Genomic DNA, 22,403 nt, shown 5'->3' on the forward strand with positions numbered 1-22,403 from the left:
TTAGGGAAGGGGTGGGGTGGATGCAATGGCGCCTCAACCCCTAGTCTTCTTCCGCCGCCTCACGTCCCTGCTGCCGGATAAGCATTTCTTCTCGCGCGTCATTGATGGACTGCCGAATGCTGTCCAGATCGACCTCGGATTCATCCGGCTCGAAATGACCGGTCAGTTCCGTATCGGCACGGAGATCGCCGGCCTGCAACAAGGACCACATCTCCTCGCCGTACCACGTCTCCAGCAACTCGGGCGCCGAGCGTCCAAGGTAGGCGGTGAGATTGTTGACGTCACGCAGCAGCATGGTGCGCGCCGCATTGTTTCCCGTCGCACTGACGACCTGCGGAAAATCGATCACGACCGGGCCATCCGGGCCGACAAGGACGTTGTACGGGGAAAGATCACCGTGGATCAGTCCGGCGCACAGCATAAGCACGACCTGCCGCACGAGAATCCGATGGTATTCCCGGGCCTCATCGGCGCTGAGGTCGACCTCCCCCAGGCGGGGCGCGGAGAGGCCATCGGCGTCCGTGACCAGTTCCATCACCAGCACGCCGTGGAAATAGCCGAACGGCTCGGGCACGCGAACACCGGCATCGCGCAACTGGTAAAGCGCATCAACCTCAGCGTTCTTCCAGGCGACTTCCTGCTGCTTGCGCCCGTACTTGCTGCCCTTGCCGATGGCGCGCGCCTCGCGGCTGCTGCTCACCTTGCGGCCTTCCTGGTACTGCACGCGCTGCTGAAAGCTTCGGTGCGCCATGTCCTTGTAGACCTTGGCGCAGCGGACGTCGTTGCCGCAACGGACAACGTACACCGCCGCCTCCTTGCCGCTCTTGAGTGGCCGGAGCACGTCGTCAATGATACCGTCATCGATCAACGGCTGCAGGCCTTGGGGGGTCTTCAATTTATTTCGGGGACCGGTGGCATGAAGGAGGTGTTCAACCCTTGATTTTTACATTTTCCTGAGCGTAGCGCCAACCCGCCAAGCGGTCGTTCAGAACCTGGCCAAGATCACGTAATGTCATCATCCAGACGGCGATACCCACATCGCCAGGGAGTATGGCGTCGTGACAAGATCGACCCGAACGCTATTGATTTGTATCTTTCCTCTCTCCTTCGCCATCCAAGGATGTAACGCCATGAGCGGAAACGATCCAAACGACACCTTTCAGCCGCAGCAATCAGCGCGCGAGGCGAAGGCTCAGGTTGAGCGATGGATTCCGAATGGCATCGCGCTTGCTGACGCAGTCGACGCATTAGAGCGACACGGCTTTTCGTGTCAGCCAGCGAAGCCAGCCGGATCAGAGACACGCGCCTCGATACTCTGCCGGTTCAAGCTGCAGCCGCCGCCTGCGCCAGCGCAGCGATTGACGGCGCCCGGCGCGCCAGTGAGTTGGTTTATCACACTCAATTCAAGCGACGGCACAAAGCTGAGCGAAGCACAGGTCGCGCGTTTGCCCGAGGATATCGGAGGCTGAAGTGGCGGATGGACAAGCGAAAATAATAGTTGGAGCCAGCGAGGTTGCGGGTGATCGGCGTCATACATACCTTCTGTTCGAACGCGCCGATGGCTCCCGCACGGTCGTCCGAGGCGGCCCCGACGGCCGGTCCGAAGGAAATGATTTGGCAAACTTCGCCGAAAGCACCGTCCTTGGATCAAACAAGTTCGGCAACATCCGTGTGGACTCAAGTCCCTATGAGCCTCCTTATGAGGCCGTCTATCGGCGCGAAAAGAATGGCTCGCTCACACCGCTTCATGCGGATCGTGCAGACATCAATGATCCTTCCTTGGTGCGCGACGCGAACGGACAGCCGATTACGCAGGAGCATGTCTCGCCCGACTGGCCCGGCCCCAACGAGCATCATGAGCGGCTGACGGTATGGAACGGGTCGGATGCCGAACTGGATGAAAAACTGCATGCGGCGCTCGAAGCCGCACAGCAAATCAACAATGCGAAGCTGGAGTACTCGCCGCTCAACAACAATAGTAACGGCGTGACCAGTAATCTACTGAAGACCGTCGACATCAAGCCTGACCTGCCGACAGACAAGAATGGCGAGAAAGTACGTGCACCGGACTTTGGTGAAGACCTATACAAGGACGTTGGCCTGGCTTCACACCGAAGCGGCAACCGCTTCGATGGCAAGCAGTGGTGCAACGACGATGGACAAAAGATCAAACCTCCGCAGGGGGATGGGCCCACGGTGCCCATCGAAGCGGGCAACAAACCATCTAAAGGATCGTTTGATAGCGGCTCTACCCCTGAGCACCACGATGCCGCAAATAGGCACGCTGGTTCAGATATGCGCGACCCAACCCATCGAGACCATGCGATGTATGTCCAGGCCTATCAGCACGTGACTCAGATTGATCGAGGCATGGGACGGACGCCCGACGAGCACAGTGAACGACTGGCCGCCGCCGTGACAGCTCAAAGTAAGGCAGATGGGCTCGATACCATCCATCACATCGTCATGAATGACGACCGGTCGCGTGCTTTTGCCGTAGACACGCAAGACATCAGCGCGCCTTGGAGCAGGCGATCCAGTGTGGATGTTGCAACGGCAGTGCAGCAAACCGTCGAAGTCAGTAATGGCAAGCTTCAGGAGACAAACACCCAGCTTGTCGCCGAGCAATCGAAGCAACATGACATGACGCCCGGCGAGACGGCTATCGCATCGCCTCGACTGGTGTAATAGGCCGACGGCACATACTCCTGTCACTCCTGGTCTCGGCGGTCGAGGGCGAATAGCCGGCAAGGCTCGTATGCACATGACGTCACCCCGGATGGATATTCAAAAACCGGGTAAGCATGCGACCGTCAGAGATGACGGCATGGTGTGCGTCGGCGGTGCGCCCGAGCACACAACACCACCCCCGCCAGCAAACACACCATCGCCACGTATTCCATTCCCGTAGGCCACCGGCGCTGCCAGGCAAACGTATACACCAGCGCAAATAGCGTCTCGAAGACGATCATCTGCCCCGATAACGAAAGAGGCAAGATGCGACTGGCGCGGTTCCAGCAGGCGCTGCCGAGGATGGAGGCAAGGACTGCGACGCCGGTGGACGTAAGCCAGAACACCGACCAGTCACCGCCGGTATGCGCGGTTCCCTGCCACACCCATGCCAACGGAGAGCACAGGAGCGCGATAAATCCGGTCATGAGTCCGGTAAGCAGCGACCAGTCGTGGCCCGTTACGTCAGGCAGGCGGGCCAGTGCCCGGCTGTTGCCGATGGAGTAGGCAGACCAGGACACCAGCGCGCAAGCAGCGCAGAACAGGCCCAGCCATCGCGCGGCCCATGGCGTGCTCATGGTCTCGCTGGACAGCGCCTGCCAGGCGATCAGGCAGACGCCTACCACGCTCAACGACAGCGCGACGGCTAGCCGTCGCAAGGGAACCGCGCCAGGTGCGGACGATGCGGCCAGCGCGATGACGACCGGGACGAGGCCGACCACCAGCGACGTCGCTGCGCCGCCCGCGCTCTGCACGGCGAACGCCACCAGGGCGTAGTACACCAGGTTGCCGGTGAGGCTCAGCCACAAGAGGCTGAGCCAGTCGTGAGCGACGAGCCGCCGCGACAGGTGCCTGATCCGCGGCAGGAGCACGGCAAGGGAAAGGGCGCCATAGGCAAGGTAGCGCCCAAGCGCGAGCTGCAAGGGATTGAAGCCGTGGAGCACCGCTGGCACGAGGAAAATGATGCCCCAGAGGGCTCCGGCGGCGGCGCCGTTGGCGATGCCCCAGGGGATGTATCGGTTCATGACTGGCCTGTGTCCGTGACAGGCGAGCAGCGTAGCCAGACTCGACCCAGCGGTCTTGACCCAGCCTACTGCCGCAGCCTTCGCCACGCGCCAGGCGGCAGGCCCACATCCCGACGGAAGGCACGGGTGAGTGCGCTCTGCTCGGAATAGCCAAGGTGCAACGCAATGTCGCTCAGCGACGCCGCCGAGGATTCCAGCGCATGCCTGGCGTGCCGCAAACGGCAGGTAGCAAGCCAGGTCATCGGCGTCATGCCGAAGTAAGCGCGGAATACCGCATGCAGACGACTGATGCTCAGCCCCGCCAACGCCGACATGCTTCCTACCGTCCACGACGCGCCGGGTGAGTGTTCGACGCGCGCGCAGAGTTCATGCAATCGTGCGTACTCGCCGTCCGGGGAAAAATGGGCGAGCAACACGGGCAGGACGTTGGCACGGGCCCCCTGCCCTGCCAACGCCATCAGGTCTTCGAGTAGTCCGTCCGGCACGGCCAACCACGGCTGTCGCAACAGGGCCTCGTGCGTCGCGTCGTCGATCGCGCCCGATGGGCAGTCGATGACCAAAAAGCGATTGGGCTCACGCGCCGATTGGTCGTGGCGCTCCCCCGAAGCGACGAATACGCCCTGACCACGACTCAGGCGTCCGCCACGACCGGACACCTCGAACGCCATCTCGCCCTGCAACGAGAAGACCCACTGAATCTCATCGTGGCGATCGAGGCCAGTGGATGCCTGGTAGCTGCGAAGATGGATGGCCGACGGCGACATGCGCAAATTCTGCGCTGCGTCAGGTCGTCAAACAAGGCACGGCCAACTCGCCTGCCTCCGCGGTAAGACAAGCTCGTCCTGCTCAAGCAAAACGGCGCATATACACGTAAGCGACCCCAGACCAGGCAAGAATAGAATCATCACTTCCGCACCCGTCACGGAGAAACACACCCCATGAAAGCCGTCGGCTTCTTCAAGAACCTTCCCATCGACCAGCCCCAGGCATTGCAGGACATCGACGTGCCCGAGCCGGAGCTGCGCGAGCACGACCTGCTAGTCGACGTGCGCGCCGTGTCGGTCAATCCGGTGGATACCAAGGTCCGTGCCCATGGCGATGTGCCGGCCGGGCAGCCGCGCATCCTGGGCTGGGACGCCGCCGGTGTGGTCAGGGAAGTCGGCCCGGGCGTGACGCGCTTCAAGGCCGGTGACCGCGTGTGGTATGCCGGCGATATCACGCGCCCGGGCAGCAACGCGGAACGTCAGGCCGTGGACGAGCGCATCGTCGGACCCATGCCTGCTTCGCTGGACTTTGACGAGGCCGCATCGCTGCCCTTGACGGCGATCACCGCCTGGGAACTCCTGTTCGACCGGCTGCGAGTGCACGAAGCGGACCCCACGGAGCACCGCGTCCTGCTGGTGGTGGGCGCCGCGGGAGGTGTCGGCTCCATCCTGACCCAGCTTGCCCGTCGGCTTACCGGCGTGACGATCGTCGGCACGGCGTCCCGCCCGGAAACGCGCGACTGGGTAATGAGTCACGGGGCCCATCACACGATCGACCACCACCAGCCATGGAAACCGCAGTTGCAGAAGCTGGGCATCGATGGCGTCGCCTACGTCGTCGGCCTCAACCACAGTGCGACCTATGTGCCGCAGATCGCCGACGTCCTGGTTCCGGAAGGGCAGTTCGCGTTGATCGACGATCCGGTCGGCCTCGATATCAGCCCCTTCAAGGGCAAGTCGATCGCGATCCACTGGGAGCTCATGTTTACCCGTGCCATGTTCGGCACGGCCACCATGGCGCGCCAGCATGCTTTGCTGCGGCGGGTGGCGGAGCTGGTCGACCGGGGCGACATCACGCATACGCTGACGCAGCGCATCGACGGTATCGATGCTGCACGTCTGATCGAGGCGCACCGGCAGCTCGAAGCTGGCAGCATGCTCGGGAAGCTGGTGCTCGTCAGGCCAGACAAGTGAGGACGGTACGCCACGAGCGCGTCGATCATTCGCGCCAGAATGCGTAGTAGACGACTGGTCTAATTCCATGTATCGTCTTTACCCATGAGCCCTGCCACAGCCACCATCGAAACCTCCGACGTCCGCGAGAAGATCCTCGCCACCGGCCAGCGCATCATGGGCGGCAAGGGCTTCTCGGCGGTCGGCCTCAACGAGGTGCTCGCCTCCGCTGGCGTTCCGAAGGGCTCGTTCTATCACTACTTCGCGTCCAAGGAAGCCTTCGGCGAGGCCATGCTCGAGGCCTACTTCCAGGATTACCTTGCGGACATGGATCGCATGCTCCGGCAGGCCGGCGGCACGGCGGCGCAGCGGCTGGAGCACTATTTCCAGGCCTGGGAACACAACCAGTCGTTCGAGGACTGCCAGGGCAAGTGCCTGGCGGTGAAGCTCGGTGCCGAGGTGTCCGACCTGTCCGAGGCGATGCGTGCGTCGATGAAGCGCGGCACCGCAGGCATCGTGACGCACCTGTCCCAGGCGATCGAAGCGGGTGTGGCCGATGGGTCGCTGTCTGTCGACGATCCACTGTCAGACGTGGCGCAGAGCCTTTACCAGCTCTGGCTCGGCGCCAGCGTCATGGTCAAGATCGTCCGCAACGTCGAACCGTTCCACAAGGCCATGACCACCACTCGCCAGATCCTGCACTTTCCGACGACCTGAGCGGGCGACGCCGTTGAACCGCACGCTTCATACACGTCGTGTGTTCTCTAATACCCATTTGATTAGACGACCGGTCTACTTATCGGCAACCCAAGGAGTCACCATGAAAGTCCTCATCGTCCTCACCTCCCACGACCAGCTCGGTACCACGGGCAAAAAGACGGGCTTCTGGCTCGAAGAGCTCGCCGCACCCTATTACACCTTCAAGGATGCCGGTGCCGAGATCGTCCTGGCCTCGCCCAAGGGTGGCCAGCCTCCGCTCGATCCGAAGAGCAACGAGCCGTCTTCCCAGACCGATGCCACCCGTCGCTTCGAGGGCGACGCCACGGCGCAGGACCAGCTCGCCCACACCGTTCGCCTCGACACCGTATCGCAGGCCGACTTCGATACCGTGTTCTATCCGGGTGGCCACGGCCCGCTGTGGGACCTGGCGGAAGATGCGCACTCCATCGCGCTGATCGAGTCGTTCATCGAGGCGGGCAAGCCGGTCGCCCTGGTCTGCCATGCGCCGGGCGTGCTGCGCCACGTGAAGGCCTCCGACGGCAAGCCGCTGGTCGCGGGCAAGCAGGTCACCGGGTTCACCAACACCGAGGAAGACGGCGTCGGCCTCACCGAGGTGGTGCCCTTCCTCGTCGAGGACGAGCTCAAGGCCAAGGGCGGCGTTTACTCGAAAGGTCCGGACTGGGGCTCGTACGTCGTGACCGACGGCCCGCTGATCACAGGTCAGAACCCCGCGTCGTCGTCGGAAGCGGCCACGGTACTGATGAAGCACCTCGCCGGCTGAGCACACGCCCGGACGACCTCGGGCAGTGCAGTGAAAACACATCGTGGCGGCTCACGGAAACGTGAGCCGCCACGAATGCGTTCGGACGAAGCATCACGTCGCCGAATGGCCCGCCACATCGGCGGCAAACTCGCGATACGACCGCAACGGCCGACCCAGCATGGCCGTCAAGCGTGCCACATCGCCCTGCTCCGGCTGCATGCCGTCGCTGACGAAACGCTCGGTCATCATGCGCATGTCGTACGCCGTCCACGACGGCATGAACTGGCGCAGGTTGCCCTCGAAACCCGCGAAGTCCTCGCCCGGATAAGCGATGGGCCGGCCCAGTACATCGCTCCAGATCTGCGCAATGGCCGTACCGGTGAGGGTATCCGGCCCCACCACATTGATCCGCTCCAGCGGCAACGGTTGCGCGGCGTTCTCGCGACGCAGCAGTTCGAGTGCGGCAATCTCGGCCAGATCGCGCGTATCGATCATGGCCAGGCCCTTGCTGCCGACCGGCATGGGATACACGCCATGGCCAGTGATCACATCCTTGATGCTCAGGTCGTTACCGATGAAGTACGCCGGCCGCAGGATGGTGGCGTGCATGCCCATCGTTTCGAGCATACGCTCGACACCGAACTTGCCGGCGAAGTGCGGCACATTGACGTAGCGGTCGCTGTGGATGACCGAGAGATACACGATCCGCTCGATACCGGCTTCGCGGGCGACGTTGAGCGTCACGATGGCTTGGGTGTATTCGTCGGGGGTGACGGCGTTGAGCAGGAACAGCGTCGATACGCCTTGGAAGGCACTTCGCAGGGCATCCACATCGAGCAGGTCGCCCTTGGCGACGTCCACGCCGGCGGGAAGCTCGGCTTTCGACGGATCGCGGACGAAGGCACGCACGTCGGCACCGCGACGGACGAGCTGATTGACGACTTCGCGGCCGACCTGGCCGGTGGCACCGGTAACGAGAATGGTCATGACATGACTCCTTGAATGGCCGGGACGGCCGTGGGGTGGTTGCGTGGAAAGAACAATAGGTGGTAGTGAATAAGAAACACAGACGCTAAGATCGAGACCATCCGTATCATTATTGAGACACCATGGACCTGAGCGCGCTCGAGGACTTCCAGCTGGTGGCGAGGCACGGCGGCTTCGGCAAGGCCAGCCGGGCCAGCGGTCGCTCGAAGGCCACGCTGTCACGGCGAGTGGCGGACCTGGAGGAAGCCCTGGGGGTGCGGCTCATCGAACGGGGCGGCCAGAGCTTGGCCCTGACCGCGGCGGGACGTGGCCTGCTCAGCCGGACGGAAGGCCCGATGCACGAGGTGGCCGAGGCCCTGGCGGCGGCGCGGGACGGGATGGACACACCCCGGGGCCTGCTGCGCGTGGCCGCACCGCAGTTGTTCGCGCAGGTGGCGCTGGCGAGGTTGGCGGCGGACTTCATCGCGCTTTATCCCGACGTGCAGATAGAGGCCGTCGCCGAGGATCGCGTCGTCGATCTTGTCGAGGAACGCTTCGACGTCGCCATCCGGATCAACCCACGCAAGGACTCCGACCTCGTCGGTCGTTGCTTCGCGCACGACCGGTTGCTGCTTGTCACGCCACCGTCGATCGCGAGACCCAGTGACAGCGATGGCGATCCCTTGCCGGTGCGCGCCGTCGTGATGTCGAGCCATCGCGACGGCGATATATGGAAGACACGCGACGGGCGCGCCATCGTGCCGCAACCCGTGCTGCGCCTGTCTTCGCTGTTGATGGTGCGCGATGCCGTCGCCGTTGGCGCAGGTGCGGCGTTGCTGCCCCGATCGATCGTCGGCGGCATGCTGGACAGCGGACAATTAGTGACATGGGGCATTGCCGGTGACGATGTCGAGCTTTGGGTACTGCACACGTCGCGGCGACTGGAAAGCCCCAAGGTCAGGGCTTTCGTGGACTTCATGGCAAGCCAGTATCCCGACGGCTCGTTCATCGCACAGGCGTGACGCGCCTCTGGCAATGACGCAAAACGGCGCATCACGTTAGGTTCGGCGGCACCACCGAACGACATGGCGATAACTGACGATGCCTGTTATGGCCTTCTATGTAGGACCGACGTTACAGCGTTACCTTTCGATGATCGCTTGAACGCCGTTAGTGCTGGCGAGGCAGCCGGGATTCACATCGGTGACTTTCATGTCACATCCAGGTCCGAGGCGGCTTCAACTGCGTGCATCGTGCTTAACTCGATATCGCTGCCACATCGTCTGGCGGCTTGGACGCCACGTATCTTCAGTCAGGTGCGATCCCCGTACCGACGACTGGAGACCTTATGTCAGACCATGGCAAGCCCAACCCCATCAAGAATGCACTCGCCGACGCCGTCGGCGCCATTCGTGCCGAACACGACATGCATGAGGTGGCGATCGCCTTCAACGAACTCGAACCCAAAGCCATCGAAAAACTCACGCCGGCGGAAGCACGCACCCAGCCAACCATGAAGGATGCGGTGAACCACCTGCTGAAGAAGCAGAACCGTGACGCCACGCCGGAAGTGCTCGTACCCGGCGTCATCCGTCGCACCATCGTGGTCGACACACCTGCCGGCGCGCTCAACGCGTTCGTATTCACCCCGACCGGCATCGTCAATCCGCCGGTGATTCTCTATTTCCACGGCGGCGGCTGGGCCATCGCCAATGCCGATGTGTACGACGCGGGCGCACGCGGCCTGGCCAAGCAGGCCGGTGCCATCGTGGTGTCCGTGGACTATCGCCAGGCGCCGGAGCACAAATTCCCTGCCGCGTGGGACGACGCCCTGGCCAGCTACAAGTGGGTTATCGCCAACGCCGCATCGCTAGGTGGCGATCCCACCCGCCTGGCCCTGGCGGGTGAAAGTGCGGGCGGCAATCTGGCCCTTGCCACGGCGGTCGCGGCACGGGATGCGGGCCTGCAGGCACCGCTGCACGTCCTGGCCGTCTATCCGGTGGGACAGACCGGCTCGCTACACACCGAGTCGTATATCGAAAACGCCATCGCCAAGCCGCTGAACAAGGCGATGATCGAATGGTTCGTCGGTCACTTGGTCCGCTCGGACGACGACAAGAAGGATTCGCGCCTGGACCTGGAGCACGCCAATCTGCGTGGCCTGCCGCCGGTGTCGATTGTCAACGCGACCCTGGATCCGCTGCGCTCGGACGGCGGCATCCTGGAAGACAAGCTCAAGGAAGCCGGCGTGCCGGTCGAGCGTCGGATCTACACGGGTGTGACACACGAGTTCTTCGGCGCGGCGGCGGTGGTGAAGAAGGCGGAAGAAGCGCAAGTCTGGTCGGGTGAACGCCTGCGGCAGGCTTTCGGACGTGTCTGATCGCCGGACGTGAAGCAAAGCGGGACGACGAACCCGGGGATCCAGTTATCCCCGGGTTCTTCCGTTTAGAGGCTTGGCCGTCCCGATTGCGGACGTTTCAGGCGTAGGGCGTGCCGACCAGCGCGGCCTGGATGCCCCGGGTGCCCTGGTCGACCAGGCGAAGGAAGGTGGCTGCGGCTTCTCCGGCGTCGGGATGCTGGCGATAACGCCGGTGGGCCTGCCACATCGCCACCGTGTAAGTGGCCAGCAGCATGTCGGCAGCCAGGTGGGCCTCGGCATCGGCCGGATCGCGGCCAACGCGTTCCGCCAGACCCACCGCGATCAATTGGGCGATCTCGTCACGGATGGCACGAATGCGCGACTTCAGGGTCTCGCTGGCCTCGATAGTCTGGACATAGTTCTGCCGCGCCGAGGTGAAGCGGATATACGGACTTCCCTGCCCCACCAGTTCATGGGCGAACAGGCGCATCGTTTCCAGCGGCCCGATGGCCGGATCGTATCGGCGGATGGTCTCGCGGATCAGCTCCCTGCCCGGCTCGTCGTGTTCGAAGAACATGTCCTCCTTGCGGGGGAAATGATTGAACACCGTCATCCGCCCCACCTCGGCGGCCGCGGCGATTTCTTCGATCGTCACCTGGTCGAATCCCCGCTCGAGGAACAGCCGCCTCGCTTCACGGGCGATAGTGTCACGCGTGACGAGACGGCGCCGGGCGCGGAAATCGAGGGTCTGGGAGGAAACGGTCACTGTGTCGGGTAGCAAGGTGCGGGATTCAATGGCGCATTAGAGCGTGAAGTGCGTGGGGCGGCAACACTACCAACGGCTAGCGCACGCCTTCGTCACGTTTGGATATCTCGTCCATCTTTCGCTCACCTTCCTCGATCGCCTTGTCGCGCTTGACCTGCTGGGGCTGGTCGTTGCGGGCGACATAGTCGTTGTTGCGATCGCCGGACTGCGGCTTGTGCTCTTGATCGGCCATAAGGGCTACTCCCGGTTCAACCGTGGTCTTCGTTGTCGTGCTGCTGCTGGGGCGACTCCGGCGTCTTGGGGTTCTTCTCAACCCGGTCGCTCGTGCCGGCGTCGTACTCGCGCGGGCTCTTCGGTTTCGTGGATTCGTTCGACTCGGCCATGGCTGGCTCCGGTGCGGTGGGAAGGCCCAGCTTCCCCCTTGCCCTGTAAGGCGGAGTCGAGTGCACGTGAAGACCGCGGCACGACAGGCGTTGATTCAGAACAGCTGGCTCTGCTGCGACACCAGGGTATCGAACCGGCCGCCGACCAGGGGCAGGATCGCATCGGCGAGCGGGCGCAGCTGGTGTTCCACGTAATGGTCGTAGTCGATGGCGGCGCGACGCGCTTCCATGGGTTCCGGCCCGTTGAGGGTCATGACGTAGCGGATCCAGCCGCCGCCCTGGTACTGCAGGGGCCGGCCGAGCCGCGCATTGTGCTCGTCGGCCAGCCTGGCGGCCCGGACCTGGGGTGGCGTCATGCGGTCGTACGAGTCCAGCTTGCCGCGCAGGCGCTTGCGATAGACCAGGCGTTCGTCAAGGCGGCCTTCCCGCAGGTCGCGCACATAAGCCTGGATGTACGCTTCGTAAGGCTGCCGCCGGAAGATCATGCCAAACAGCTCTTCCTGGAACTGCCTGGCCAGCGGTGTCCAGTCGCTACGAACGGCTTCCAGTCCGCGGAACACGAGCTGTTCATCGTCGCCGTCACGCACCAGCCCCGCATAGCGCTTCTTGCTGCCCGTCTCGCTGCCGCGGACCGTTGGCATGAAGAACCGACGGTAATGCGTGTCGAACTCGATCTCCAGGTAGGAGTCGATCACCATCTCCTGGCGTAGCTTGGCGGCCCATGACGTGTTGATGCGCGCGACCAGCGTATCGGCCACCGCCTGCGCTTCGGCTTCGTCGTGCGCACGTCCCAGGCCGATGAAGATCGAATCCGTATCGCCGTAGATCGTCTCGTAGCCGTCGGCCTCGATCCATGCACGTGTCTGCTGCATGATCTCGTGGCCACGCAGGGTAATGGCGGAGATCAGCCGGGGATCGAAGAAGCGCGCATCCGGGGCGCCCAGCACCCCGGTAAACGCGTTCATCAGCAGCTTGAATGCCTGTGCGAGCGGGGTGTTGCCCTGCGCCTTCGCGGCATCGCGACCCGTCCACAACTGCGCGATGAGCGCAGGCAGGCAATGCGTCGTCCGCGAGAAGCGCGTATCCAGCGGACCGGGTATCCAGGCATCGGGATCGACCGCCCGCATGCCTTCCACCAGGCCGATCGGATCGACGAGAAAAGTGCGGATGATCGACGGGTAGAGGCTCTTGTAGTCCAGTACCAGGATCGAATCGTAGATACCGGGACGGCTCTCCATCACGAAGCCACCCGGATAGGATTCGCCGGTGGCGCGGCCGGTACGTGGGGCGACGTACCCCTCCCGGTGCATGCGCGGCAGGTAGAGATAGGTGAACGCGGCAATCGAGCCGCCGGAGCGATCGGCCTGCAGGCCGGTCACGTCGGCGCGCTCGAGCAGGAACTCGAGCAGGCGCGTCTTCTGGAATATCCGCGTCACCAGTTCGCAGTCGTGCAGGTTGTAACGCGCCAGCGCCGGCTTGTCGTGATGGAACCGCCGCTCGATCTCGTCCATGCGGCTGTACGGATCGTCGATGTCCTTGCCTTCACCCAGCAGCTCGCGGGCGACGGCCTCCAGGCTGAAGGACGCGAAGCTCAGCGAGGCCGAGCGCAGCGCCTCGATGCCGTCGATCGGCAGGCGGCCGGGGATGGACGCGAACACGTAATGATCGCGATGCCGGTGTTCGCGCCAGTCGATGGGCGTGCCGCCGCGCCCGAGGGTGAGCACGCGGCCGCAACGATCCGCACAGGCCTGCAACAGGCGCAGGTCGAACTGGATCAGGTTCCATCCGATGATGACGTCCGGATCGTGGTGGCGGAACCAGTTGTTCAGCGCGACGATGAGCGCCGCGTGGTCGTCGACATAGGCCAGGTCGAAATCGTGCGGCACCTCGTCGCCCGCCGCAGGGATGCCGAGCATGTAGACCTGCCGCTGGCCACAGCCTTCCAGGGCCACGGAATACAATTGGCCCTCCGCGCTGGTTTCGATATCCAGCGATACGGTACGCAGCGACGGCCGGTAGCGCTCTCCGGGACGCAGGCGCGGATTGACCAGGGTGGCGGCATCGGCGTCCGCCGCCTCGATCGTCACCGACGCCGTGATGAAGCGCTCCATGAGGTAACGGTCGTCGGGGCGGATGTCCGCCTCATGCAGCACGACGCCCCGCTCCGAGAGTTGCTTCTCCAGCGCCTGCATGACCCGATGCCCGCGCGTGTAGACGCCGAGCACCGGCTCCTGCGCGAAGGTCTTCAGCGGCAGGGGTGCCAGCTCGACGGCGGCATCGCGCCGGATCGCGGATTCCACGGTTTCCCGAGCGGAAGCGGCAACGAAGGCCACGCTGCGCTGCCCGGTGAGGACGACGCGGCGGGCGCCGCCTTCCATGGCCACCCACAGTTCGACCTCGCTACCTTCCCGCGTGTCCCGCCATTGGCGCGTCAGGATGTAGCCGTTCTGGGTGGGGGTGGTCACCCCCTTAGTTTATCCGAGGCTCGACTTGGCCCGCAGGCTGCGGTCACTCCAACTCGCCCTCGGCATACCGATGGAGAAGTCGAATAGCGAGCCGGAAAAGTCGACCTGCTCGCGCCCCATGATGGAGGAAGACAAATCCTGCGGACCTCACGGACGGACGCCATTTTAAAGATGGCGCCGACCAGAGGCGCTTGACACCCAGGCGCGGCCAATCCGTTGGATGTCAATCGGTAGTAGCGAGAGCCCACGCGTTTGAGGTGACGAAAAAATACCCGAATCAGACGTAAGTATTTGTTTTATAAAAAGTTACAAACAGGCGGTCTACGAACCGAACTTGCTGCCAAAGCGGGAGTTTGCAGTGAACCTCGTAGCACTCCCACCCCGCTACACCGGGCGCCAGCATTTCGCCTACTATCACGCCATGAACACAGACGTTGAACCCGCAAAAAACGAGCCGCGCGGCAGCATTGCCTGCGTCGGCATGGGTATCACGCTCGGCTCCCATCTGACGCCTCTGTCCAGAAGCCATATCGAGCAGGCCGACGTCGTGTTTGCGGCGCTATCGGATCACGTGGTCGAGCTCTGGCTCCAGCGACTCAATCCGGACGTCCGCAGCCTCCAGCCGTACTACAAGCCTGGCAAGTCGCGCATGAAGACCTACCGCGAGTGGGTCGACCTCATGATGGTGGAAGTCCGCGCGGGCAAACGCGTCTGCGCCGTGTTCTACGGTCACCCCGGCATCTTTGCCTGGTCGCCGCACAAGGTGATCGAAGTCGCGCGCGCCGAAGGGTACCAGGCGCATATGGAAGCAGGCATTTCCGCGGAAGATTGCCTTTACGCCGATCTCGGTATCGACCCGGGCCGCGTGGGTTGCCAGCACCTGGAGGCCAGCCAGCTGCTTTTCTTCGAGCGGAACCTGGATACCACGGCGCACGTGATTCTCTGGCAACTGGGCGTCGTGGGTGACAGGTCGCTGGGTCGCTTCCGAACGCCGGATGCGTACAGGGAGCTTCTCGTAGAGCGCCTGCGCGAAGACTATCCCGCCGATCATGGTGTCATCGTCTACCGTGCCCCCACGCTTCCGATCGAAGGGCCTCACATCCAGCGAATGACGCTTGGTGAGTTCGTCGGTGCGGAGTTCACGGGGCAGGAGACACTCGTGCTCCCGCCGCTACACCCGCTCAAGCCCAACCTCGTGATGCGCGCACGGCTGGATGCACTGGATGCCGAGCATGGCTCGGGCATCGAGCCCGCGTCCCCGACCATCGCGGTTAAAGAAAAGATATAGCCTGCCGCTACTGCTTCAGCGTGGTGGAAACTGCGTCCGCTAAAAACGGGGCGTCAAGCTCGAAAACCAGGGGAAAAACATGCGTGATACTGTCGAACTACTGGAAGCCATCGGTCGGGACGCCCATCTGCGGCACGCGTCGCCCGAAGAGCTTGCCAAGGCCCTCAAGGAAGCGGACGCGTCGAAGGGCCTGCTTGAAATGGTCAATCACGGCGACAGCACGGCGCTGACGGCTGAGCTCGGGCTCGTGCACATGCACGTCGAGCACCAGAGCCAGACCGGTGGCCACGAAGGTGATGAAGAGCATCATCACCCGCATCACCCGCCTCATCCGCATCACCCCGATCATCCCAAGCACGACGACGACCACGGCGGCGATAAGGAGCACAAGCCAACTCCGCGACCCGCCGAACCCAAAGATACGCCTGCGGACTGAGTTCCCCTGGGTGACTCGCTTCCGTGGCCGCTGCCTGCACTCCTGGCCGATCCTGGTGGCCCTGGCCTTCTGCATGCACGCTGTCCCCGCGTGTGCCGATAAGGCGCATGCGGCCGGAAGCGTCAAACCATCGCTGGCGGATGTCGACGCCATACGGGTGAAGGACCATCCGCGGTTCGTCGAGGCACTATCGGAACTGCATCGAAACACTGCGCTATTGACGACCAGCGAGAAGTGGCACCTTCGCTACCTCGACGGCTATCAGTTGAACTTCGAAGGACGTTATCCGGAAGCAGAGGTCGTACTTCGCGATGTCATGGCGCACGCGGACGATGATGCCCTGGCAACGCGTGCCACAGCTCTGCTCATGAACAACCTCAACGAGCAAGGTAAGTACGCAGAAGCCTATGCCATAGCGACGCGAGCCGCGGACACGCTGCCAGGCGTAACCGACCCGCTCGCGCGGTTCGTACTCCTGGCGAACCTCTCGCAGATGCTTACATTCGCAGGCCAGCCGGAGCTGGGCCTGCAATATGCCGACATGATGCTCAAGGCGACCCCCGCAGGGCAGTCTCTTTGCCAGGCCATGGTCCAGAAAGTCACGGCACTCGAGGGATCGAGAAAGCTCACCTCGCAAAGCCCTGAGCTGCTCAGCACGATCAGTACCTGCACGAACGACCATCAACCAGTGTTCGCGCATACCATGGCGCTTATCCTCATCGACCGCTTGCTTGAAGAGCACAGGCTGGACGATGCACTGGCGACGAACGAGCGGATCACGCCGGACGTACTGGCCACCGGCTATTACCAGCACGCGCTGAGCCTGGCCAGTCAGCGAGCGCAGATCTTCGAACAACTGGGCAAGTCGACCGATGCAAGGACCGCTGCACTGGATGCGGTGGCCATGAGCCATCCCGGTGATGTCAACGAAGCGCTCCGTATCTCCTATCGCGTGCTCTACACCATCGAAAAAGCACAAGGGCACCATGCCTCGGCGCTGAATTACTACGAACATTACGTCGTGCAGGACCAGGGCTACCTCCGCGATGCCAATGTACGCAACGTCGCCTACGAAGCTGCCCGCCAGCACTTCCTCGCCGAAAAGCTCGAAACCGAAGGCCTCAGCAAGCAGAACAGCATCCTCCGCCTCCAGCAGGCGCTCGACGCCAAGGCCGTCGAAACCAGCCGGCTCTATATCGTAGTGCTCGGTTTGGCACTGCTGTCGATCGTGTTCTGGATGGTGCGCATCAAGCGGTCGCAGCTTCGCTTCAAGTGGTTGTCGGCGTGCGACGGTCTTACCGGCATCTTCCACCACCAGCATTTCATGACAGAAGCCGCGAGGGCGCTGCACGCCCTGGAAAGGCGCGGCGGCGCGGGTTGCCTGGTGTCGTTCGACCTCGACCATTTCAAGCAGGTCAACGATACGCATGGTCACGCCATCGGCGATGCGGTGCTGAAGCACGCGGTGGCGATTTGCCAGGCGCAGCTGCGTCGCCTGGATATCTTCGGGCGCCTGGGCGGAGAAGAGTTCGGCATCCTACTGGTGGATGCGCCTTGCCTGCAGGGCTCGGTGATCGCCGGGCAGTTGCGTGCGGCGTTCGAGGCCTCGCCGCTGGTCCTGGACGACCTCGTCGTTCCGTTTTCCGCCAGCATCGGGCTGGCCTGCACGGAGACGGTGGGCTACGACCTCTCGCAACTCTGTCGTGCTTCGGATGCCGCGCTCTACCAGGCGAAGCGTGCCGGCCGCAATCGAGTCGTGCTCGATGGCCACGCCGGCGACACCGGCAGCTTGCCGTTGCCCCTTCCCTTTCCCCATCCCACGCGCCACGGCATGGCATGACCCTGCGACGGGCATTCGCCACGCTGGCGTGGATGGGGTGTTCGCTTTTCACCGCGGTATCGGCTGCGACGCCGGCGGCCGATGCTATCGACGCACGCCTGACGCACGCCGAGGCGATCCGCACGAAGGATCATCCACGCTTCCTGGCCATGCTGGGCGAGCTTCGGCAGGACGGCACGCATATGAACGCGGCGCAGTCCTGGCACCTGCGCTATATGGATGCATGGGAAAGCATGTTCGAAGGGCACTACCCCGAGTCCGAGGCCGTGTTCCGCGACGTCATCGCGCACTCGGGCGCCCCGGCCCTCCGCGCCAAGGCCACCGCGTTGCTGATGGACAACCTGGTGTTGCAAGGGCGCTATACCGACGCCTATGTACAGGCGAACGAGGCCACCGACCTGTTGCCGGGCACCACCGATCCGCTGGCCCGCTTCACGCTGTTGTCCCATCTGTCGCAGACACTGAACTTCGCAGGGCAACACGACCTGGCCCTGAAATACGCACAGATGATGGTGCCAGCGACACCCGCCGGGGAAACGCCCTGTCCTGCACGCTATATGAAGGTGGCGGCGCTGGAAGGGCTCAGGCAACTCTCCTCCCACAGCGACGAACTGACCGGCGCCATCGACGAGTGCACGAAGGACGGCCAGCCGGTCTTCGCCAACGCCCTGTCGCTGATCCTGGTGGACCGTTACCTGGACGAGCACGAACCGGCCAAGGCAATGGCGCTGCTCGACCGTATCGAGCCGGGCATCCAGGCCAGCACGTATTTCCCGGCGCTCGTGGCGGTGACCAAGCAACGCGCGCAGGCGTACCAGCAGCTGGGCAAGCTGGCTAAGGCACGTGAGTGGGCAAGCCGTGCCGTGGCGATGAGCCACCCCGGCGATGTCAACGAATGGCTGCGCGATGCCTACCAGGTGCTCTACGAGGTGGAAAAGGCCAGCGGCCATGCCGCTGCCGCCCTGGCGTACCACGAGCACTATGTCGCACAGGACCAGGGCTACCGGCGCGACGAGAGCGCGCGAACCCTCGCCTACGAGGCGGCGCGCCAGCACGTCGCCGCGCAACGCATGCAGGCTGCCAGCCTGCTAAGGGAAAACGAGATCCTGCGGCTGCAACGCGAGATGGACGGCAAGGCGCTGGAAACCGAGCGGCTGCGTATCGGGCTGCTGGTGCTCGTATTGCTGGGGGTGACCTGGGGGCTGGTGCGCTTGCGGCGCTCGCAACTCCGCTACAAACGGTTGTCGGCCCACGACGGACTGACGGATATCTTCATCCGCTCGCATTTCATCGCCGAGCTGAAGCGTAGCCTCGATACCCTGAAACGGCGGTCCGTCCACGGTTGTTTCCTCGCGCTGGACCTGGATCATTTCAAGGCGGTGAACGACACGCACGGGCACACCGTCGGCGATACCGCGCTGCGCCATGTCGTCACCGTATGCAAGAGCCAGCTGCGTTCAACCGACCTGTTCGGCCGGCTGGGCGGCGAAGAGTTCGGCATCTTCCTTCCCGGCACTACGCGGGAACGCGGCGGCGCCATCGCGGAGCGTATCCGCCTGGCGATCAACGCATCGCCGCTGACGTCGGAAGACGCCGTCGTGTCCCTGTCGACCAGCATCGGCGTGGCCTGCACCGACGCCACCGGCTACGACCCCAAACGGCTCAGTCGCGCAGCGGACGACGCCCTCTACAGGGCAAAGCGGGAAGGCCGCAACCGGGTCGTCGTCGAGCCGGAGTCGCTCACGCCACCTCCGTCTCGAAGTACCCCAGGTAGCTGAGCCCCGCGGCGCCCATCGTGGCCGGCGTGGCGCACGACGAGCCCGAATCCAGCAACGCGCCCAGCGTCTGCGACCGGTTGCTCACCAGCTGCCAGGACATGTCGGTGGCCAGGCGCTCGTCGCCATCGCTGCCGAGGGTGTCGCTCAAGGCCGCCAGGGCCGCTTCACGCGATGGCGAGAAGATCACCATGCCCTCGTTGGACAACGCCGCCGTGGCGCAGCCCAGCGCGGCACACAGCTGGCGCTTGAGCACCGCGTCGTAGGCATCGGCATCCCGCGCGCAGACGATGGTGGCGGCCAGGTCCGCATTCGCCCAGCGGCCGTCGTCCGCAAGGATGGTGGTCTCGCCCTGCCACGCCTCGGGTGGGCAGAGCTTCACCGCCGGGTCCAGGCGGATGAACGGGTTCACCTCGGCCGGGTAGATCCGGCAGGTGGCGGGGCGCCGGTCGTAGATGCCACAACGCATGTCCGGTTGCAGGTTGGGGCACGGGCCGTCAAAGGAAGCCATCAGCGTGGCGATCACGCGCACCGGCAGGGTGCCGCTCATGGCCTCGAACGAGCGGCGCCGCTTGTGCATCGCGGGCAGGTTGTCCTCGGGAGGCTCGGACGGCCAGGGAATCGCCTCGCAGAACAGCTGCACGTCGTGCCCGTCGCGCAGCCAGCCCATGGCCTCCGCCAGGCTCAGCGGCAGACGCAGGCCATGGCAGCAGCGGCCGCACATCGTGCAATCGAACTGGACCATGCGGGGTCAGCCAACCGCCGGCAGGCGATCGAGCAGCTTGTCCAGCGTGACGGGGTAATCGCGCACACGCACACCGGTGGCGTTGTGCACGGCATTGGCGAGGGCCGCCGCCACGCCACACAGGCCCAGTTCCCCGACGCCCTTGGCTTTCATCGGCGAGGAGATGGGATCGGCTTCGTCGAGGAACACCACCTCCTGGTGCGGGATATCGGCATGCACCGGTACCTCGTAGCCGGCCAGGTCGTGATTGACGAAGAAGCCCAGGCGCTTGTCGACCACCAGCTCCTCCATCAAGGCCGCACCGACACCCATCGTCATGGCGCCGATGACCTGGCTGCGCGCGGACTTGGGGTTGAGGATGCGGCCGGCGGCACACACCGCCAGCATGCGCCGGACGCGGATCTCGCCGGTGGCGGCGTCCACGCCCACCTCGACGAAGTGCGCGCCGAAGGTGGACTGCTGGTACTTCTTGGCCAGGTTGCCGTATTCCATCTTGTCTTCGGCCACCAGTTCGCCGTCGCGTGCAGCCTGCGCCAACGGCAGGCTGCGGCCCCCGGCGGTGACCTTGCCGTCTTCGAACACGGCCGTGGCCGGATCCAGGCCCAGCTTGCCCGCAATGGCCTCGCGCAGTTTCACGCAGGCAGCGTAGACACCGGCGGTCGAGCTGTTGGCGCCCCATTGCCCACCGGAGCCGGCGGAGACCGGCAGCGAAGAATCGCCGAGCACCACCTTTACAGCCTCCAGCGGCAGCCCGAGCATCTCGGCCGCCGTGGCGGCGATGATCGTGTAGGTGCCCGTGCCGATGTCCGTCATGTCGGTTTCGACGGTGGCGTGGCCATCCGTACCCAGGCGCACCCGCGCGGCGGAGGTCATCACCAGGTTGTTGCGGATGGCGGCAGCCACGCCCATGCCCACCATCCAGCGGCCGTCGCGCAGGCTGCCCGGCGCCGTGCCACGCTTGCCCCAGCCGAACCGGTCGGCGCCGTCGCGCAGGCACTTCACCAGCTGGCGCTGGGAGAACGGGCGCTCCGGATGTTCCGGGTCCACCTGGGTGTCGTTGAGTATGCGGAACTGCACCGGGTCCATGCGCAGCTTCTCGGCCATCTCGTCGATGGCGATCTCCAGCGCCATCAGGCCGGACGCTTCGCCCGGCGCGCGCATGGCGTTGCCCTCGGGCAGGTCGAGCACGGCCAGCCGCGTGGCGGTCATGCGGTTGGCCCCGGCATAGAGCAGGCGGGTCTGCTGCACCGCCGTTTCCGGCCCGCCGCCGGGCAGGTCGCCGGACCAGCTTTCGTGGGCGATCGCCTGGATTTTCCCGGCGGTGTCGGTGCCGATACGGATGCGCTGGATGGTGGCCGGGCGATGCGTGGTGTTGTTGAACATCACCGGGCGAGGCAACGTGACGGCCACGGCGCGCTTCGCCGCACGCGCGCCGAGCGCGGCCAGCAGGGCGTCGGCGCGCACGAATAGCTTGCCGCCGAAACCGCCACCGATGTAGGGCGAGATCAGCCGCACGTTTTCCTTCGGCATGCCCAGCGTGGTGGCCACGTCGCCCTTGCCCCAGGCGATCATCTGGTTGGATGTCCACAGGGTGAGCTTGTCGCCGTCCCACTTCGCGATGGACGCGTGCGGCTCCATCATGGCGTGCGCGTGGTCCGGCGTCGTGTAGGTGGCATCCAGCGTCACTGGCGCCGCGGCAAACCCCGCCGCGAAGTCGCCGTGCGCGCTGTCCGCGTCGGCGTCGTCGGGCTTCACCGCGCCGGCCTTGACGGCCGCCAGGTCGAACTGTCCCGGCGTACGCACGTAGTCCACATGTACCAGCGACGCGGCCGCCCGCGCCTGCTCGAAGGTCTCCGCCACCACCACGGCTACGGCCTGGTGGTAATGCTGGATCTCCGGGCCACCGAGCAGCCGGGCGGTGTTGTACTTGCCCTTGCCCAGCTTGCCGGCATCCGCGGCGGTGACGACGGCCAGCACGCCGGGCGCACGGCGTGCGGCCTGGGTGTCGATGCCGGCGATGCGGCCGCGCGCGATGGACGACGCCACGATGTAGCCGTACGCATGGTCGGGCGTGGCGGCGTGTTGTTCGTACGCGTAGGGCGCGGTGCCGGCGGTCTTCAGCGGGCCGTCGATGCGGTCATGCGGCTGGCCGACGACCTTCATGCGATCGATGGGATTGGTGGTGGCGGGCGTGTCGAATTTCAT

At 64.4% G+C, this 22,403-nt stretch carries 21 protein-coding genes; 11 read left to right on the forward strand and 10 right to left on the reverse strand.

The window, feature by feature from the left end; genetic code table 11:
* Positions 1-40: 40 nt before the first annotated feature.
* Positions 41-895 (reverse strand): PA4780 family RIO1-like protein kinase, encoded by an 855-nt coding sequence (locus QRN34_RS06955; RefSeq protein WP_285403256.1) that lies wholly within the window; start codon positions 893-895, stop codon positions 41-43.
* Between the two features lie 235 nt (positions 896-1,130).
* Here QRN34_RS06955 and QRN34_RS06960 point away from each other — a divergent pair, with 235 nt between their 5' ends.
* Positions 1,131-1,469: a hypothetical protein gene (locus tag QRN34_RS06960; protein ID WP_285403258.1), complete on the forward strand. Its 339-nt coding sequence runs from the start codon at positions 1,131-1,133 to the stop codon at positions 1,467-1,469.
* Positions 1,470-1,614: 145 nt separating this feature from the next.
* Complete coding sequence (locus tag QRN34_RS06965) at positions 1,615-2,688, forward strand: XVIPCD domain-containing protein (protein WP_285403260.1); 1,074 nt, start codon at positions 1,615-1,617, stop codon at positions 2,686-2,688.
* Positions 2,689-2,813: 125 nt separating this feature from the next.
* Here QRN34_RS06965 and QRN34_RS06970 read toward each other — a convergent pair whose 3' ends face one another.
* Positions 2,814-3,755: a DMT family transporter gene (locus QRN34_RS06970; RefSeq protein ID WP_285403262.1), complete on the reverse strand. Its 942-nt coding sequence runs from the start codon at positions 3,753-3,755 to the stop codon at positions 2,814-2,816.
* Between the two features lie 65 nt (positions 3,756-3,820).
* A complete protein-coding gene (locus tag QRN34_RS06975) occupies positions 3,821-4,519 on the reverse strand; it encodes an AraC family transcriptional regulator (protein ID WP_285403264.1) in 699 nt (232 codons plus the stop codon).
* 174 nt (positions 4,520-4,693) lie between these two features.
* Between QRN34_RS06975 and QRN34_RS06980 the strand changes: the two genes are divergently transcribed.
* The 3 genes from QRN34_RS06980 to QRN34_RS06990 all read left to right on the forward strand — a co-directional run bounded on the left by QRN34_RS06980 (position 4,694) and on the right by QRN34_RS06990 (position 7,193).
* Positions 4,694-5,713: a zinc-binding alcohol dehydrogenase family protein gene (locus QRN34_RS06980; protein ID WP_285403266.1), complete on the forward strand. Its 1,020-nt coding sequence runs from the start codon at positions 4,694-4,696 to the stop codon at positions 5,711-5,713.
* A gap of 84 nt (positions 5,714-5,797) precedes the next feature.
* Positions 5,798-6,409, forward strand: a complete 612-nt coding sequence (locus QRN34_RS06985) for a TetR/AcrR family transcriptional regulator (protein ID WP_285403268.1) — start codon at positions 5,798-5,800, stop codon at positions 6,407-6,409.
* A gap of 103 nt (positions 6,410-6,512) precedes the next feature.
* On the forward strand, positions 6,513-7,193 hold the full coding sequence (locus QRN34_RS06990; RefSeq protein ID WP_285403270.1) for a type 1 glutamine amidotransferase domain-containing protein: 681 nt from the start codon (positions 6,513-6,515) through the stop codon (positions 7,191-7,193).
* A 93-nt stretch (positions 7,194-7,286) separates the two neighbouring features.
* Here QRN34_RS06990 and QRN34_RS06995 read toward each other — a convergent pair whose 3' ends face one another.
* The gene (locus QRN34_RS06995; protein ID WP_285403272.1) at positions 7,287-8,162 is read right to left on the reverse strand and encodes an NmrA/HSCARG family protein; all 876 of its coding nucleotides are present in this window, start codon (positions 8,160-8,162) and stop codon (positions 7,287-7,289) included.
* Between the two features lie 122 nt (positions 8,163-8,284).
* Here QRN34_RS06995 and QRN34_RS07000 point away from each other — a divergent pair, with 122 nt between their 5' ends.
* Both QRN34_RS07000 and QRN34_RS07005 read left to right on the forward strand, forming a co-directional pair.
* A complete protein-coding gene (locus QRN34_RS07000; protein ID WP_285403274.1) occupies positions 8,285-9,163 on the forward strand; it encodes a LysR family transcriptional regulator in 879 nt (292 codons plus the stop codon).
* A 326-nt stretch (positions 9,164-9,489) separates the two neighbouring features.
* The gene (locus QRN34_RS07005) at positions 9,490-10,521 is read left to right on the forward strand and encodes an alpha/beta hydrolase (protein WP_285403276.1); all 1,032 of its coding nucleotides are present in this window, start codon (positions 9,490-9,492) and stop codon (positions 10,519-10,521) included.
* Positions 10,522-10,618: 97 nt separating this feature from the next.
* Here the strand turns inward: QRN34_RS07005 and QRN34_RS07010 are convergent, their stop codons facing one another.
* From QRN34_RS07010 to QRN34_RS07025, 4 genes are all read right to left on the reverse strand, one after another.
* Positions 10,619-11,266, reverse strand: a complete 648-nt coding sequence (locus tag QRN34_RS07010) for a TetR/AcrR family transcriptional regulator (RefSeq protein WP_285403278.1) — start codon at positions 11,264-11,266, stop codon at positions 10,619-10,621.
* Positions 11,267-11,342: 76 nt separating this feature from the next.
* Complete coding sequence (locus QRN34_RS07015) at positions 11,343-11,498, reverse strand: hypothetical protein (protein WP_285403280.1); 156 nt, start codon at positions 11,496-11,498, stop codon at positions 11,343-11,345.
* A 16-nt stretch (positions 11,499-11,514) separates the two neighbouring features.
* A complete protein-coding gene (locus QRN34_RS07020; RefSeq protein WP_255349632.1) occupies positions 11,515-11,649 on the reverse strand; it encodes a hypothetical protein in 135 nt (44 codons plus the stop codon).
* A 95-nt stretch (positions 11,650-11,744) separates the two neighbouring features.
* Positions 11,745-14,114: a DNA polymerase II gene (locus QRN34_RS07025; RefSeq protein ID WP_285403281.1), complete on the reverse strand. Its 2,370-nt coding sequence runs from the start codon at positions 14,112-14,114 to the stop codon at positions 11,745-11,747.
* Between the two features lie 421 nt (positions 14,115-14,535).
* Here QRN34_RS07025 and QRN34_RS07030 point away from each other — a divergent pair, with 421 nt between their 5' ends.
* From QRN34_RS07030 to QRN34_RS07045, 4 genes are all read left to right on the forward strand, one after another.
* Positions 14,536-15,402: an SAM-dependent methyltransferase gene (locus QRN34_RS07030; RefSeq protein ID WP_285403483.1), complete on the forward strand. Its 867-nt coding sequence runs from the start codon at positions 14,536-14,538 to the stop codon at positions 15,400-15,402.
* 79 nt (positions 15,403-15,481) lie between these two features.
* A complete protein-coding gene (locus tag QRN34_RS07035) occupies positions 15,482-15,838 on the forward strand; it encodes a hypothetical protein (protein ID WP_285403284.1) in 357 nt (118 codons plus the stop codon).
* Positions 15,839-17,075: 1,237 nt separating this feature from the next.
* Positions 17,076-17,678, forward strand: coding sequence for a GGDEF domain-containing protein (locus tag QRN34_RS07040; protein WP_285403485.1), 603 nt, complete (start codon positions 17,076-17,078; stop codon positions 17,676-17,678).
* The gene (locus QRN34_RS07045) at positions 17,675-19,456 is read left to right on the forward strand and encodes a GGDEF domain-containing protein (RefSeq protein ID WP_285403286.1); all 1,782 of its coding nucleotides are present in this window, start codon (positions 17,675-17,677) and stop codon (positions 19,454-19,456) included. Before QRN34_RS07040 ends, QRN34_RS07045 begins: the two co-directional genes overlap by 4 nt.
* On the opposite strand, the gene QRN34_RS07050 is transcribed toward QRN34_RS07045, so the two are convergent.
* On the reverse strand, positions 19,419-20,198 hold the full coding sequence (locus QRN34_RS07050; RefSeq protein WP_285403287.1) for a YkgJ family cysteine cluster protein: 780 nt from the start codon (positions 20,196-20,198) through the stop codon (positions 19,419-19,421). The genes QRN34_RS07045 and QRN34_RS07050 overlap by 38 nt on opposite strands.
* A gap of 6 nt (positions 20,199-20,204) precedes the next feature.
* Positions 20,205-22,403, reverse strand: a complete 2,199-nt coding sequence (paoC, locus tag QRN34_RS07055) for an aldehyde oxidoreductase molybdenum-binding subunit PaoC (protein WP_285403289.1) — start codon at positions 22,401-22,403, stop codon at positions 20,205-20,207.

This window comes from Luteibacter sp. ME-Dv--P-043b (assembly GCF_030209605.1).
Classification (GTDB): Bacteria; Pseudomonadota; Gammaproteobacteria; order Xanthomonadales; family Rhodanobacteraceae; genus Luteibacter.

Coding starts and splice junctions, on each gene's coding strand:
- QRN34_RS06960 (WP_285403258.1), top strand. CDS start 1,131: ATGAGCGGAAACGATCCAAACGACACCTTTCAGCCGCAGCAATCAGCG.
- QRN34_RS06970 (WP_285403262.1), bottom strand. CDS start 3,755: ATGAACCGATACATCCCCTGGGGCATCGCCAACGGCGCCGCCGCCGGA.
- QRN34_RS06975 (WP_285403264.1), bottom strand. CDS start 4,519: ATGTCGCCGTCGGCCATCCATCTTCGCAGCTACCAGGCATCCACTGGC.
- QRN34_RS06980 (WP_285403266.1), top strand. CDS start 4,694: ATGAAAGCCGTCGGCTTCTTCAAGAACCTTCCCATCGACCAGCCCCAG.
- QRN34_RS06985 (WP_285403268.1), top strand. CDS start 5,798: ATGAGCCCTGCCACAGCCACCATCGAAACCTCCGACGTCCGCGAGAAG.
- QRN34_RS06990 (WP_285403270.1), top strand. CDS start 6,513: ATGAAAGTCCTCATCGTCCTCACCTCCCACGACCAGCTCGGTACCACG.
- QRN34_RS06995 (WP_285403272.1), bottom strand. CDS start 8,162: ATGACCATTCTCGTTACCGGTGCCACCGGCCAGGTCGGCCGCGAAGTC.
- QRN34_RS07000 (WP_285403274.1), top strand. CDS start 8,285: ATGGACCTGAGCGCGCTCGAGGACTTCCAGCTGGTGGCGAGGCACGGC.
- QRN34_RS07005 (WP_285403276.1), top strand. CDS start 9,490: ATGTCAGACCATGGCAAGCCCAACCCCATCAAGAATGCACTCGCCGAC.
- QRN34_RS07015 (WP_285403280.1), bottom strand. CDS start 11,498: ATGGCCGATCAAGAGCACAAGCCGCAGTCCGGCGATCGCAACAACGAC.
- QRN34_RS07020 (WP_255349632.1), bottom strand. CDS start 11,649: ATGGCCGAGTCGAACGAATCCACGAAACCGAAGAGCCCGCGCGAGTAC.
- QRN34_RS07030 (WP_285403483.1), top strand. CDS start 14,536: ATGAACACAGACGTTGAACCCGCAAAAAACGAGCCGCGCGGCAGCATT.
- QRN34_RS07035 (WP_285403284.1), top strand. CDS start 15,482: ATGCGTGATACTGTCGAACTACTGGAAGCCATCGGTCGGGACGCCCAT.
- QRN34_RS07040 (WP_285403485.1), top strand. CDS start 17,076: ATGGTGCGCATCAAGCGGTCGCAGCTTCGCTTCAAGTGGTTGTCGGCG.
- QRN34_RS07045 (WP_285403286.1), top strand. CDS start 17,675: ATGACCCTGCGACGGGCATTCGCCACGCTGGCGTGGATGGGGTGTTCG.
- QRN34_RS07050 (WP_285403287.1), bottom strand. CDS start 20,198: ATGGTCCAGTTCGATTGCACGATGTGCGGCCGCTGCTGCCATGGCCTG.
- paoC (WP_285403289.1), bottom strand. CDS start 22,403: ATGAAATTCGACACGCCCGCCACCACCAATCCCATCGATCGCATGAAG.